General features: G+C 40.5%; 14 protein-coding genes. 8 read left to right on the plus strand and 6 right to left on the minus strand.

Going from position 1 to position 13,108, the window contains the following annotated elements; genetic code table 11:
• Nucleotides 1-452: 452 nt before the first annotated feature.
• Nucleotides 453-1,703 carry a fasciclin domain-containing protein gene (locus IQ230_RS24870; RefSeq protein WP_193934891.1) on the plus strand — a complete coding sequence of 417 codons (1,251 nt, stop codon included), beginning with the start codon at nucleotides 453-455 and terminating at the stop codon, nucleotides 1,701-1,703.
• Between the two features lie 45 nt (nucleotides 1,704-1,748).
• Nucleotides 1,749-2,222, plus strand: coding sequence for a hypothetical protein (locus tag IQ230_RS24875; RefSeq protein ID WP_228055318.1), 474 nt, complete (start codon nucleotides 1,749-1,751; stop codon nucleotides 2,220-2,222).
• A gap of 27 nt (nucleotides 2,223-2,249) precedes the next feature.
• On the opposite strand, the gene IQ230_RS24880 is transcribed toward IQ230_RS24875, so the two are convergent.
• Nucleotides 2,250-3,200: an amidohydrolase family protein gene (locus tag IQ230_RS24880; protein ID WP_193934892.1), complete on the minus strand. Its 951-nt coding sequence runs from the start codon at nucleotides 3,198-3,200 to the stop codon at nucleotides 2,250-2,252.
• A 213-nt stretch (nucleotides 3,201-3,413) separates the two neighbouring features.
• On the opposite strand from IQ230_RS24880, the gene IQ230_RS24885 reads away from it, so the two are divergent.
• The 3 genes from IQ230_RS24885 (at nucleotide 3,414) to IQ230_RS24895 (ending at nucleotide 5,397) form a co-directional block, all read left to right on the plus strand.
• Nucleotides 3,414-4,430 carry an AI-2E family transporter gene (locus IQ230_RS24885; RefSeq protein ID WP_193934902.1) on the plus strand — a complete coding sequence of 339 codons (1,017 nt, stop codon included), beginning with the start codon at nucleotides 3,414-3,416 and terminating at the stop codon, nucleotides 4,428-4,430.
• A 338-nt stretch (nucleotides 4,431-4,768) separates the two neighbouring features.
• Nucleotides 4,769-5,065, plus strand: coding sequence for a WGxxGxxG family protein (locus IQ230_RS24890; RefSeq protein WP_193934893.1), 297 nt, complete (start codon nucleotides 4,769-4,771; stop codon nucleotides 5,063-5,065).
• 113 nt (nucleotides 5,066-5,178) lie between these two features.
• On the plus strand, nucleotides 5,179-5,397 hold the full coding sequence (locus IQ230_RS24895; protein ID WP_193934894.1) for a WGxxGxxG family protein: 219 nt from the start codon (nucleotides 5,179-5,181) through the stop codon (nucleotides 5,395-5,397).
• Between the two features lie 208 nt (nucleotides 5,398-5,605).
• Here IQ230_RS24895 and IQ230_RS24900 read toward each other — a convergent pair whose 3' ends face one another.
• From IQ230_RS24900 to IQ230_RS24920, 5 genes are all read right to left on the minus strand, one after another.
• Nucleotides 5,606-6,019, minus strand: coding sequence for a TIGR02588 family protein (locus IQ230_RS24900; protein ID WP_193934895.1), 414 nt, complete (start codon nucleotides 6,017-6,019; stop codon nucleotides 5,606-5,608).
• Nucleotides 6,016-6,903 (minus strand): TIGR02587 family membrane protein, encoded by an 888-nt coding sequence (locus tag IQ230_RS24905; protein ID WP_193934896.1) that lies wholly within the window; start codon nucleotides 6,901-6,903, stop codon nucleotides 6,016-6,018. The genes IQ230_RS24900 and IQ230_RS24905 overlap by 4 nt, the downstream gene beginning before the upstream one ends.
• Before the next feature lie 32 nt (nucleotides 6,904-6,935).
• On the minus strand, nucleotides 6,936-8,987 hold the full coding sequence (locus IQ230_RS24910) for a serine hydrolase domain-containing protein (protein WP_193934897.1): 2,052 nt from the start codon (nucleotides 8,985-8,987) through the stop codon (nucleotides 6,936-6,938).
• A gap of 386 nt (nucleotides 8,988-9,373) precedes the next feature.
• The gene (locus IQ230_RS24915) at nucleotides 9,374-10,060 is read right to left on the minus strand and encodes an IS1 family transposase (RefSeq protein WP_193931492.1); all 687 of its coding nucleotides are present in this window, start codon (nucleotides 10,058-10,060) and stop codon (nucleotides 9,374-9,376) included.
• A gap of 54 nt (nucleotides 10,061-10,114) precedes the next feature.
• Entirely contained in the window at nucleotides 10,115-10,288 is a 174-nt protein-coding gene (locus IQ230_RS24920; RefSeq protein ID WP_193934898.1) for a hypothetical protein, read from the minus strand.
• Between the two features lie 173 nt (nucleotides 10,289-10,461).
• On the opposite strand from IQ230_RS24920, the gene IQ230_RS24925 reads away from it, so the two are divergent.
• The 3 genes from IQ230_RS24925 to IQ230_RS24935 all read left to right on the plus strand — a co-directional run bounded on the left by IQ230_RS24925 (nucleotide 10,462) and on the right by IQ230_RS24935 (nucleotide 13,011).
• Complete coding sequence (locus IQ230_RS24925) at nucleotides 10,462-11,259, plus strand: SDR family NAD(P)-dependent oxidoreductase (protein ID WP_193934899.1); 798 nt, start codon at nucleotides 10,462-10,464, stop codon at nucleotides 11,257-11,259.
• Nucleotides 11,260-11,331: 72 nt separating this feature from the next.
• Nucleotides 11,332-12,630 (plus strand): 2Fe-2S iron-sulfur cluster-binding protein, encoded by a 1,299-nt coding sequence (locus IQ230_RS24930; RefSeq protein ID WP_228055319.1) that lies wholly within the window; start codon nucleotides 11,332-11,334, stop codon nucleotides 12,628-12,630.
• A 141-nt stretch (nucleotides 12,631-12,771) separates the two neighbouring features.
• Complete coding sequence (locus tag IQ230_RS24935) at nucleotides 12,772-13,011, plus strand: SgcJ/EcaC family oxidoreductase (protein WP_193934900.1); 240 nt, start codon at nucleotides 12,772-12,774, stop codon at nucleotides 13,009-13,011.
• The last annotated feature ends 97 nt before the right edge of the window (nucleotides 13,012-13,108 follow it).

Genomic DNA, 13,108 nt, shown 5'->3' on the forward strand with positions numbered 1-13,108 from the left:
TTCGACTCACTTGATGCTGTTACAGATGTCCTTTGCCAAGGCTTGCAGGAGTTAATGCTAGCTCCTGCAAAGCTGTCTTCCATGACCTACTTCCCTCATCTGAGAATTGTTCTTTAGAACGCGGTTTAGTATCATACTCCTGTTCAGCAACGCCTAAATTTTCTCTTATTGCGATAGATACCACAAGAGATAGATGTCAACAAAGAAGTTATTAACTGTGGCTTCTACTCTGAAAGCCAATATGTTTTGTGCAAAGAAGGAAGCCGTAAGGCAAACCTTTGATAAGCTTCCACTAGTTTTCCACTATTAAGGCTTAATTTCAGCATATAGCTAGTTTGTTCAGCAACTGATGCTTTAAAAACTGAGTTTTACATCTTTAGAGCTTGGTTTTGCATTAATTAAAGTCTGAATAAACCAAACTTAGCTAAAACATAATAAAAGCGAACACTTGCATGGATAGTTTACTTCAGCGATCGTCTTCTTTAAGTGCTGTTTTACTGATTTTTGGAGTATTAGTTGGTGCTGGAAGTCTCAACACCACTTCTGAACCTGCTTTTGCACAATCTTCTGAAACTTCGACTCCATCCCCTACTCAAGGTGCAGCAACTAACTTTTCTGATGTTGCGGCTAACTACTGGGCGCAACCATTTATCCAAGCGCTAGCTGCTAGAAACATCATTACTGGTTTTCCTGATGGTACTTTCAAACCAGAACAACCAGTACAGCGGGCTGAGTTTGCGGCAATGATTCAGAAAGCTTTTAATCAAAACCGCATACGCCAGTTAGAAGGTACTGGATTTACCGATGTCCCAACTGATTATTGGGCTGCAGCTGCGATTGAAGAAGCATACGAGACAGGATTTATGGGAGGCTTCCCTGGAGGAGACTTTCAACCAGCACAGAATATTACCAAGTTGCAGGCGATCGTTGCTTTAGCAAATGGTTTAGGTTTGACTGCTGATAGTACTCTGCAAAATGCGATCGCGACTTCTTATCTAGATGCTGAAGCAGTTCCAGCCTATGCTACAGATGAAGTTGCTGCTGCAACTCAAGCTAACCTTATTGTTAACTATCCTAATGTCAGACAACTAAATCCACAACAATCACTCACAAGAGCAGAAGCTGCAGCCCATATACATCAAGCTTTAGTACGGTTAGGACAAGTGCAACCTTTAGCTAGCAACGTAGCAGCTACTCAGTACATTGTAGGTCGTACTGCTGCAGCTGGTCAAACAGCAGTTACTCCAACTCCTAGTCCGACAGCTGCTAATAATCTGGTTGCAGTAGCAGCATCAAATCAATCTTTTTCTACACTAACTTCTTTATTGAATGCTACAGGGTTAGCAGAAAGCTTGAGCGTACGAGGACCATTTACGGTTTTTGCTCCTACAGACGAAGCCTTTGCAGCGTTACCTGAAGGAATTTTAGAAAAGTTGCAACAACAAGAAAATAGCGAAGTTTTAATCCAAATCTTGATGTACCACATTGCTCCTGGACAACTAAGTGCTAGCCAACTCTCGGCAGGGGAGTTAAGAACGCTTGCAGGTAGACCTGTAAATGTTCAAATCGATCCGGCTCAAAACCAAATTGCTATCAATGACGCCAGAGTTGTTCAACCAAATATTCAAGCCAGCAATGGAATTATCCATGCAGTCAATGAAGTCTTACTACCACCTAACCTCGATCTAAGTCAGTTGCAGTAGTTTGGATTGCAATCTCGAATAAATGTGACTCTTTCGGAGCTATTTATGTTATCAAATAATAGTTTTGAGGCGATCGGGTCAACTACCATACGTTCAATAGAGATAAATACTAACGATTTGATAGAAAATAAGATAGCGAGTCAAAAAGCTCTTTATGAGGAAGCTTCCAACCAAAAAACTTTAGATGAAACAAATTTAATCTTAGAGAAACATGAGGAAAGACTGATAGATAGAGAAACTATAAACTTAGCAAATCCTCCTGAATTTGCAGCGAGTGTTTTATCTGTTTACTTAGCCATTGCTGCTGGGGCATTGATCGTTTTTGGGATATTGCATAAAAGAGTACAAAGCCATATGACTACTGAACTTTTAAGTCATCTAAATCGCGTCCCTTGTATGCATTGTCATTTTTTTTCCACGAATCCGTATCTTAGATGTGCCCTAAATCCAGTTACGGTTCTCACTCAAGAAGCTACTGATTGCTCAGACTATCGGCGTCGCAACAGTAAACTCCACTAACTTGCTTGTCTAAAAACTTGCTCAATTCTAAATCGTGGAGGCTGATGCGTATAATTTTTCAGCAGTCAACATACAAACGCGATCGCATGTTTCTTTGCTGAGACAATCGAGAAATGGCGTATATCGTGCCAGTCCTTCTGCTAAACTTTCAAAGTGACCAAAGATATCTGAACCTATACAGATGCGATCGCTGTGTTTTTCTGTCATTTCAATCCAATTTGGATCGGGCTTTCCATCGGGGCAAATATAATTATCAAAAACTAACCAAGAGTAATCAACATAGAGGTTATTATATTTGCACAACAAGCGATCGATGACCTCATGTAATTTTTCTATCTTTACCCGTCTTGAGACACCACAATGTGCCCATACTAATCTTGTATTAGGAAAGCGATCAAGCATCTCTATAACTTCATCCGTGTAAGTTAGCTGATTTGAACGACCAATTGAAGTAGCATTTTGGTGAACTAAAACAGAGAGTTGATATTGAGCAGCAAAATCAAAAATGGGAAATAAAGCTTTATGATTAATTCGCGCTGGCTGTCCGTAGGTTAGATTAGATAAATCATCGTGCCTGCACAAAATTTCACCAATGCCTTTAAAAATGCCAGGATACAAACTTGTCATCCGTTCAATATGTTTAATTGCATAGCGATCGACAGGTGAAAAACCACAGATTAAAGGAATAATACGGTTTTGGTCTTCGGTATTCAAATCCATGTATGCTCGTGCAATAATTGCATCGGTGAGCGAGTAGTAATAACAACGGCTCTCATCAGCAAGATAATAAGTTGGTTCCTCATTTTCCCATTCAGACCATTGTTTAACCACTGGTAAACCAAAAACCACGCATTTTTCTATCCGTGCTTTATCCATTTCTTGTAGCAGAGCATTAAAACCATCAGTTTGCTGAATAAAATTAACACCATGAAGGTGGGCATCGAATATATTGTATTTACAGCTATGAGAGTCAAACATATGGTATATTTCTTAAATCAAAATTAAAATTGATAAAACAAGGTAAAAAAAAGAACAGATCAATGTTTCTAATGAGATCTTCAGTTTTTTTTCTAAAGCTTATTTAATTTTTTGGAAACTCAAACCTTTCGCAAGACGTAGATTCTTTCTACTTTAATAGATAAAAACTAAACCAGCCGCTTGCTTAAAAAAGCAAAATATGGAGGTAATATTGTGCGCTTAGGTCAATGGCTCGGCTTGCTTGTTTTTGCGATTGCTCTCTATATTCTGTGGCAAATTCGGCAAGTTGTTTTGTTGTTGTTTGCGGCTGTAGTCTTAGCAACAGCTTTAAACAGAATTGTGCGACAAATGCAGCAATATCATATTAAGCGTGGAATTGCGATCGCAGTTACAGTTGTTATTTTACTGTCACTCATCGTTGGATTTTTTGCAGTTATTGTGCCGCGTATTATCGATCAATTGCAACAACTGATTGGCGTCCTACCTCAAGTATCAGCCAGAATTGATACTTGGGTGAATTGGTTACAATCTAGAATTCCAGGAGCAATGTTTGAATTCCGTGTTTTAGAAAATATTCCACAACAGCTTCAAACATGGATAGCAAGGTTGTTGGGCAATTTTTTTGTCTTCCTCAATAACTCGCTTACTGCTATTTTGAGCGTATTATTATTCTTAGTTCTAACAATCATGCTATTAGCTAACCCTTCTCAATACCGACGAGTCTTTATTCTTGCTTTTCCTGCTTTTTACCGACGCAGAATTGATACAATCTTATCTGAAACTGAAGAATCTTTAGTTGGTTGGATTAAAGGTACTCTCATCGCAATGGTCGTTATCGCTTTAGTTTCTTTTATTGGACTGTCAGTTTTGGGAGTACCGCTACCTTTGGTCAATGCTGCATTAGCTGGATTATTAGAATTCATTCCCAATGTAGGACCAACTTTGAGCGTCATTCCACCAGTGCTACTTGCTCTGCTTGATACTCCTTGGAAGGCAGGAGCAGTTATATTACTTTATATTGCAATTCAACAGTTTGAAAGTTTAGTTTTAGTTCCCTTAATTATGAAGCAAGAGGTAGATCTGATGCCCGTATTTACTATCTTAGCAGTCGTAGTTTTTGCTAGCTTATTTGGTTTTTTAGGTTTATTTCTGGCGATTCCGCTACTAATTGTCGTACAGATTTTGCTCAAAGAAATCTTGGTCAAAGATGTCATGAATAAATGGCAGTAAAAATAATTAATTTTAATTATATTAATGTACTTTAATAAATAGAGATACACACCAAATAATTTTGTTTTATTTCTACTAATAAAAACAAAAAAATATTATAAACTTTTATTTTGATATTAGCTTAGCAATATAAAATAGCTTAGTGTATAAGTTAAATTATTTATTTTTAAGAGGATTGTGTGATGTCTTTGAACTCAAAGTATTAATGTGATTATTTATACTAGTTCCAAGAATAATTATAACAAATTTTCTATTACTTAAGATGGATTTTAATTAGAGTTTTTATCGATAGTTTGATGTTAACAAATCAAGCTGAAATATAGGAGGAAATAGAAGATATGCAACAAACAAAAAGTACTAAGTTAACCAAACTGGTTGGTGTTAGTTTGCTAGCAATATCTACAGCAGTTACGCCATTAATTCTATCTACCTCGGCTCAAGCAGTAGAGCCTGGAGTTGGAGCAGGAGTATACGAGCGCGAAGGAGTATATGAAGATAATGATTTTGACTGGGGCTGGTTGGGATTAATAGGTTTAGCAGGTTTAGCGGGTTTAGCTGGTAAAGGTAAAGGTCGTCGCAACGATGCAACTGCATATCAAGAGCCTGAGTCAGTTCGCAATAACTATAGAGAATGATTAACTACTAGCGTTTCTCAAGTACAGAGCTAGAAGAAACAACACTTTAATCTGTACTCACTTTGAAAGTCTTTAAAGCAAGTAAAAATTGAGGAAATAGGGGTGCGTTGATTATGAAATATTCTCGTTTAGTTCAAACGGTTGGTATTGTTATTTTAGGTGCAAGTATCATAATTCTACCTGCTTGCACTACAGAGCCAGTCGGGACTGTGGCACCAAATCCAGGGGTTGGTGTTGTGGCTGAAAGAGATAATGATTTTGATTGGGGTTGGATTGGTTTAGTTGGCTTGGTTGGTTTATTTGGTTTAAGTGGTAAAAGAGGTAATCGTTGAAATAAAGCAACTGAGTATCAAGAGCATAATCTAGCTTCTATAGGCTACAAAGATTATCTCAAATTCATTCATCTCAGTAGTAAAGTGATGCTGATGGTCTGATTGAAAACATCGAAGCAAGGTCGTGACTTTTCATCTGTTAGTTCTTTAAAAAAAGCCTTAGTTTATTAAGATAAAGCTTTCTCTCTATTGCTTTTGTGTGCTCTAACTAAGGTTGCTGGTAACTTGTAACTCGTAAAACGACTTTGCCTTGATTGGGGTTGCGATCAAATATAAAAGCTCCGTTTTTAGTTTCACCTTTGGATAAATAACTAATCTGTTGTTCGCCAGTTGCTTCAACTTTACCATCAACCCGTAGTTGGGCAACAACTTGCACTGCATCAGCGGCTTGTCCGCCAGTATTGGTAACAGCAAAGGGAATGTAAAATTGGTCTTGAACTTGGCGAGTATTCCCAGCACGTCTGACAGAAATCGCAGGAGGGCGGTTATCTTGCACTAGCCATTCATAAATGACTAAACCTGCGATCGCCGCTAAGATGAATGAAGCAATACCAAAAGATACCCACTCAGCCAGCGATCGCTTTTGCTGCTCTTGATCGGGGGATTGCTGTCCTTGACTCATATTGCTAACCGTCCGGCTGCGCCACCAATTGTAGACGGTAAACTTAGTAGTATAGTGTAACTTAACCACATGAACCAAGGATCGTTAAGGCGGAGTTGGTGAAAAAAATACAGCATCAAAACTGAGGCTACTATAGATACTAAGTAACAGGCGATCGTTTCACTCCAGGGATGCTGAAACAAGCCTCGCTGTTGTTGGCGCTTTTGTTGATTGACAAAACCTGCTTCAAATACAATACCGTAAGATATCAACAATGAGGCGATCGCGATCGCCAGCAGCCAAGGTGCGGAAATTGCAGATGACAGCATAGGGATTTCATCCGTAGGCGCAATGTTAAATGCAATAAACAAAGCACCGATTAAAGTAGCACCTAAATCAGCGATAGTAGCATTTAGCTGATCTTGGTTTTGTTGTTTTGCCTTGTCCTGTTTGGAACCGCTTTTATCTTTACGTTCACCACTGATAAATTCGTTAGCTACAGCTACACCGATCGCAAACGGAACGCTTTCAAAAATCGTTTTGCCCAATGCTGCACTGAGTGTAGTTTCTAAAGTTATCCTCCGCAAGAGAATCAATATTCCTGCTGAGCAAACAAGTCCAATTGCGATCGCTTCCACACTATCCATTGCGGCTTGTAAGGGTGAGTCACCCTGACTTTTGCGAAAACCAGCAGTGCGATTGATCAGAAAAATAATGATGAATGTGACTGCTAGAACCACTAACATTTCTGACGGTTCAGCCGTAGAACCAATCTGCCAAACTTCCATTGTATACAGCAGCGGAATTCCAAATAAAAAACCACCTGATGCACCCCGCATTAAATCGTCGCACTCACTTAACCAGACCTTTTTTCGCGGATGCTTTGCTGTATTATCATTTGTCATGTGTTTTTACGCCAAATACTAACCGTCAATTGCTAAAACTGAAATCCCAATAAATTCCAGTAAGTAAGAAAGGGAATAAAAACCAACGCAGCTAGGGTAATCAAAGAATAATGCGATCGCTTTACAAAAGACCAATACTGATTTTTCCAAGCCAAAGCGGTAAAAACTATCAATCCTAGTGTCAACGCAGAGGTAAGCAGAGGAATACTTATGAATGCGATCGTTATAGCAGGCACGCCATACACCAGCCGCCAAAAGCCATACAGCCAAATTGATACGGGAAAGCCAATCAGAAAAACTAGATTCAAAGTAGCAATTAAACCTGCAAGTATCCAAGCCCAACGCAACTTTTGTTGTCTTTGACGCTTACCACGTAGACGTCGAATTAAAGGCAAAATCGGATAAATGACCGCCGCTGAGAGAAAGACGACTACACAAAAGCCCAAAAGCCCTAACTGCACCCAACTTGTTTCGTACCATCGGATATGCTCGTAGGCTCCAATTTTAGCCCACAGGGGATTAAACACATATCTAATCCAACCGTTATCATCCTGCGCAAACGCAGTGAAGGCATCATCATTAACTCGCTGAAATAGCAATGGTTCGATAGGAGTTAACTCGATTGTGGGAGCATTGCCAACAAAGAATAAACCAGGAGTACTGACAAGTAAAGTACTTTCATCACCCCGCTTGATATTGATATGTTCAAATGGTGCAGTCAACTTGGCAAAGGTATCGCGAGGATATTCTAAATCACGGTACGTACCAGTGAATTTGTTCAGTTGTTCTTCACTGAGAGCAAGAGGTTTCTTTTCTGCAGGTTGCTGAGATGGAAAATAGCGGTCAAAAAACTGCGTCAAGAGCTTACCGTTGATTCCACTAAAACTATTAGTAGCAATAAAAATACCAATGTTGCGATCGCTCATGAGAGTCAGCGAACTAGAATATCCCCGCAAACTACCCAAGTGTCCAATCGTACGAATATTGTTTTCTAACCGTTCGCGAAAACTGTAACCAGTACCAGGTAATAGTGGATGGTGAGTGAAGTGCTGTTCGTGCATCAACCGCACCGTATCCTCTTCTAAAATGCGGGAGTTTTCATAGCGACCGTACAACAGGTGGGCAATCATGAAACGCGCCATGTCTGTTGCAGTGGCTTGCATCGCCGCACCTGGAGCAATGTTGAGATATAGGTAAGGAACAGGTTGAAACTTGCCACTTTGATACTGATAACCTACAGCTAAATCGTTGGCTAGCGACGGTGGTGGTGGCTGGAGAAAAGTACTCCGACGCATCCCTAAGGGTTGGAAAATATTTTGATCAATGTACTGCGCAAAGGGAATACCAGAGATTTTTTCCACGAGATAACCCAATAAAGCAATGCTGTGGCTCGAATAACTGTATAATTCACCAGGTCGCCAAACAACAGGTGGCATATGGTTAGCCAGGTAATTACCTAGTGGTTCCATTTCTGCTGCGGTACGAGCCGCAAGTCCAATTCGGCGTTTTGTCGTACCGTCCGTATGCATCATCATTCTGGCAGCTGTGACTGGCTCAGAGAAGGGATTTTCTAGTTGAAAGTCCGTCAAGTACTTGTTAACATCTGCATGAATATCGAGCAACTCTCGTTCGTATAACTGCATTGCTGCTGTAGCGGTAAATAGCTTGGAAAGCGAGGCAACGCGAAATAGAGTTTTATCGGCTTCAACTGGGATTTTCTTTTCTACGTTGGCGTAGCCATAACCTTTAGCAAAAAAAATTTTGCCATCTTTCACCACAGAAACGACTCCACCAGGAATATGAGACTTCGACATTTCTTCTTTAAAGAAATTGTCTACAAATGCTTCAAATTCTTGTGGATCATTTAATCCAGGCGCGCTAGGAGCCACAGGTACAGGTTTCACTGGTTCAGTAATCGGCTGATCCGGTTGGCGGTCAATAACTTGGATATCGGCTGGAGTATTTCGCGCCCAACTCGGTAGCACAGATAATGAGAGAAATAGAGTAGCTAAAGCTATCCAAGAAATTAACCTATAGGCATACTTGCATTTTTTGAAAACTTGGTTTTGTTTCTGAAACAACATTTCTTTGGTTGACCAACTTTGTCAATTCTTACAGTGCAAATAGCTTTTTATCTTGCCATTATTCTTCATTTAAGAAACAAAAGGATATTTGACTAATCATATCAAATTGATAATTACACTAGATTTATCTAGAAAGATAAATTTGAATAGTGGAGAATTGGTGGAGGAATTGATAACTTTACCAAGTCAAGCTACTACTTGGTGACTGAATTTTATTTTAAACAAGTACGCAGTAAAAAGATACTAAGAATCCTCTAAGGAGTGCAACTTTATCCCGACTATATTTGGGAACCTATAAGCTTGAAATTAATACAAAAGAACGCTCTTAGTTACTATTTCTTCTTTCTCAGACCTACAGCAATGGGCGTTGCTGAATGAACAGTGGATTAAGTGGCTAGGGGAAGTGTTTTAAATCTTAAATAGTGCATCAGTAGCCGGACTGAATATCGTAACATCTCAAGAGATTTTGAGTAACAAAGAGTGGCTCGATGTAACCTAGCTAAATAATGCCTTAATCTCGTATTCTCTCCTTCAACTCTCGTCAAGAGAATTTTAGGTAGCACTAAGTGCTTTTTTGGGTTGAGATAGTTAGCATAAACACAATATCCATCTGTTAAATACCTGCGGCTTTTCCAGGTTTGAATTCTCTGCCAAAGCTTGGCAAAAGTTTGACCACTGCGATCGCCTACTTCCATGGCTAAAATGCCAGGAGCATGATGATTGATAGCTGTCCAAAGCCAGATTTTGTCTGTTTTACAACCGACATAGGTTTGAAGTTCATCCAACTCGGCTACCGTCGGCTGCTCTTGTTCATCTTCTGGCAACTCTTGTGCTGATTCTTTGACCCAGTTGATGATAGTCGTATGGTGAATGCCTGTAACTCTTTCAATAGCGCGGAATCCCATGCCATTCAAGTACATCTGTAAACAAATCTTTTTAACTTGAGAGTGATAACCTTTGACCTGGTAAGATTCTCGGAAAAGGCGACCGCAATCCTTGCATTCAAACCTTTGCTTGCCATTCTGATGGCCATCTTTGCGAAGATTAGAGGAGTCGCACTGTGGACACTTCATCTAGACTGACCGAGTTTTGTTAACTCTTTCTTTTTTAGCATATCCACTACTTATTCAGCAACGCCGTTTTTTCGGTTGGACATGACCTTGAGTTTTCTTCATGGCTATCAGTTTTTGCACAAAACTTTTGGCTACTCCAAATCGAGCCGCAACTTTTCTGATTGAGGTGTCACCTTGTGTGTATGCCTTAACTATTTTTTCTCGCAAGTCGAGCGAGTACGGTTTCATTAGACTTCATTTGTGTACTCCTCTTACTGTACCTCATAAACTTGCAATAGGCTGTAAATATGTTTAGTAAACAGTGTGCAGTGATTAACACAATTAGTTTTCCCACAACCAATACTGAGTATTATTTTTATGTCTTATTTGAGTAATTGCTATCCATCCGAGGAGAATTATCTATGAGACTTGAAGGTAAAGTTGCCTTGGTAACAGGTAGCAGTCAAGGAATCGGACAAGGAATTGTCGTGCGACTTGCCCAAGAAGGGGCAGATGTTGTCATTAACTATCGTTCGCACCCAGAGGGGGCAGAGGAAACCTTAGCGAAAGTACAAGCTACTGGTGGCAAGTGCTACATGGCTCAGTGTTCTAAATCACAAGGCTATACGATTCAGGCAGATTTAGGTAATATCAATGAAATCCGCCAACTGATTGCAGAAAGCATTGCGTATTTTGGCAAGCTAGACATTTTAGTAAATAATGCTGGACTTGAGAAACACGCTCCGTTTTGGGAAGTTACAGAGGCTGATTACGATGCCGTAATGAATGTCAATTTAAAGGGAGTTTTCTTTACTACCCAAGCTTTTGTGCAACACCTAATCGCAACTCAAAGATCTGGAAAGATTATTAACATCAGTTCAGTGCATGAGGAACTGTCATTTCCTAACTTCACAGCGTATTGTGCTAGTAAGGGTGGCATGAAAATGCTAACACGCAATTTAGCAGTTGAATTAGGTTCCTTCGGCATCACAATTAACAATGTTGCACCAGGAGCTATAGAAACACCAATTAATATTAAACTCTTGAACGATCCTCAAAAGTTAGGTGCGTTACTGCGAAATATTCCCCTTGGTCGTTTGGGACAACCACAAGATGTTGCTTCTCTTGTTGCCTTTTTAGCATCCTCGGATGCTGACTACGTTACAGGTAGCACCTTTTTTGTCGATGGTGGCTTGCTTTGGAATTATCAGGAGCAGTAGTGAGGATAAATCCATATCTCAAAACTGGCACGATCCACCAGACTATTGCCAAGCTCAAATAGGAGAGACTGAATGTCTGCAATGAGACAAATTGAGAATCCCATTTTCAGAAGTATTAAAAGAGCTGGTGCTGCTTTTGCAATCTCGACGATTGTTTCTGGTGCAGTTGTGGGGTTCACAAATGTGAAAGACAAAGCTAGATTGGGCGTTTATGCTTCATTACTGGGAACTAGTTGTGGCGCGATCGCTGGTTTGGTTTCTAGCATCAGCACGAAAAAATCAATGACTCAGCCCACTGGTAGTTCTACTTGGCAAGACTGGCGCAATTTTATTGTCATTCGCAAGGTAAAAGAAAGCGAGGAAATCACCTCGTTCTACCTGAAACCAGAAAATAACGCTGAAATTCCTAACTTCCAACCAGGGCAATTTTTAACAATCAAACTAGACATTCCTGGGCAAGCTAAACCTGTGATTCGTACTTATTCACTCTCAGATGACTCTGAAGGCTGCGAATACTATCGTCTCTCGATTAAGCGAGAACCTGCGCCACCAGGATTAGATGTACCGCCAGGGATTGCGTCTAACTTTATGCACGATCGCATCAATGAAGGATCGGTAATTTTAGTTAAGCCACCCAAAGGTCATTTTGTGCTTGATGTCAACAATTCCTTACCAGTCGTACTTATTAGCAACGGGGTAGGGATTACTCCCATGCTCAGTATGGTAAAAGCTTGTAGTCGTCTCAATCCCAACCGACCAATCTGGTTTTTGCATGGGGCGCGGAATGGTCAATTTCATGCGTTTCGGGACGAGGTATTAGCGATCGCTCGCCAAAATCCTAACCTACACGTTCATTTTTGCTATAGTCGTCCGCGACCGGAAGACGAAGGTTACTATCACAGTATTGGTTACATCAATGCGGCTCTAGTTAAAAGTTTAGTTGAGCAAGCGGAGTATTTTCTTTGTGGTTCTCCACCTTTTATGGAGTCCATAATGGCAGGACTTAAGGAATCAGGAGTAGCTAGCAGTAGCATCTTGTTTGAAGTTTTCGGTGCGCCGATGAAAGCCACAGCTGAAAAACATCCTGTTGTCAATCGAGATGAGGCAGTTGAAGCAGCAAAAATTCTCTTTGCTAAATCGGGCAAAACCCTCACCTGGGACAAGGGTGAAGGAACTATTTTAGAATTTGCGCAAGCCAACGATCTTAATCCTGCCTACAGTTGTCGTATAGGAATTTGCGGTACTTGTCAGTGCAAAATTCTAGCAGGCGAGGTTGCCTATCAAGAACCACCAACTGCAGAGATTGATGAAGGTGCGGTACTGATTTGTATTTCTAAGCCTAAAACCTCAAATCTTGTTCTCGATCTTTGATGAGGCAGAAGAACTAAAGAAAATCGAAAAGCGAGAGTGACATAATTATGAGTTAGCATCACAATACTTGAGTGCCTGTATTTGCTGCAATACTTGTGACGGGTTCCCTGTAGACTGCTGTAAATCACGAGGGTGAAGTTGATGAAACCAGAGGAAATCCGATCGCGCATCCAACAAGCTGCTCATGCTTGGATGACAGGTAACGCTGAAGCCTTTGCAGTACTATTTGTGCCAAATGGAGAATTTATCGTCCCAGGCGATCGCTGGATAGGACAAGCAGCAATTCGGCAAGCAGTTGCTGATTTCGCCGCAACCCATTCTCATGTCCAAATAGAGATTCAACGCATTCTCATACGAACTTGCGTTCTAAAGAACAATTAGGGTAGGGTGCAGTTAACCGAGAAACGAGCACTGTTATGGCAAGAGTCAGTCGAGTTGTAGCCCACCAGAGCGTTGAAGAAGTTAAGCAGAAGCTGGC

It is taken from the genome of Gloeocapsopsis crepidinum LEGE 06123 (assembly GCF_015207655.1).
Lineage (GTDB): Bacteria > Cyanobacteriota > Cyanobacteriia > Cyanobacteriales > Chroococcidiopsidaceae > Gloeocapsopsis > Gloeocapsopsis crepidinum.

Coding starts and splice junctions, on each gene's coding strand:
- IQ230_RS24870 (WP_193934891.1), top strand. CDS start 453: ATGGATAGTTTACTTCAGCGATCGTCTTCTTTAAGTGCTGTTTTACTG.
- IQ230_RS24875 (WP_228055318.1), top strand. CDS start 1,749: ATGTTATCAAATAATAGTTTTGAGGCGATCGGGTCAACTACCATACGT.
- IQ230_RS24880 (WP_193934892.1), bottom strand. CDS start 3,200: ATGTTTGACTCTCATAGCTGTAAATACAATATATTCGATGCCCACCTT.
- IQ230_RS24890 (WP_193934893.1), top strand. CDS start 4,769: ATGCAACAAACAAAAAGTACTAAGTTAACCAAACTGGTTGGTGTTAGT.
- IQ230_RS24895 (WP_193934894.1), top strand. CDS start 5,179: ATGAAATATTCTCGTTTAGTTCAAACGGTTGGTATTGTTATTTTAGGT.
- IQ230_RS24900 (WP_193934895.1), bottom strand. CDS start 6,019: ATGAGTCAAGGACAGCAATCCCCCGATCAAGAGCAGCAAAAGCGATCG.
- IQ230_RS24905 (WP_193934896.1), bottom strand. CDS start 6,903: ATGACAAATGATAATACAGCAAAGCATCCGCGAAAAAAGGTCTGGTTA.
- IQ230_RS24910 (WP_193934897.1), bottom strand. CDS start 8,987: ATGTTGTTTCAGAAACAAAACCAAGTTTTCAAAAAATGCAAGTATGCC.
- IQ230_RS24915 (WP_193931492.1), bottom strand. CDS start 10,060: ATGAAGTGTCCACAGTGCGACTCCTCTAATCTTCGCAAAGATGGCCAT.
- IQ230_RS24920 (WP_193934898.1), bottom strand. CDS start 10,288: ATGAAACCGTACTCGCTCGACTTGCGAGAAAAAATAGTTAAGGCATAC.
- IQ230_RS24925 (WP_193934899.1), top strand. CDS start 10,462: ATGAGACTTGAAGGTAAAGTTGCCTTGGTAACAGGTAGCAGTCAAGGA.
- IQ230_RS24930 (WP_228055319.1), top strand. CDS start 11,332: ATGTCTGCAATGAGACAAATTGAGAATCCCATTTTCAGAAGTATTAAA.
- IQ230_RS24935 (WP_193934900.1), top strand. CDS start 12,772: ATGAAACCAGAGGAAATCCGATCGCGCATCCAACAAGCTGCTCATGCT.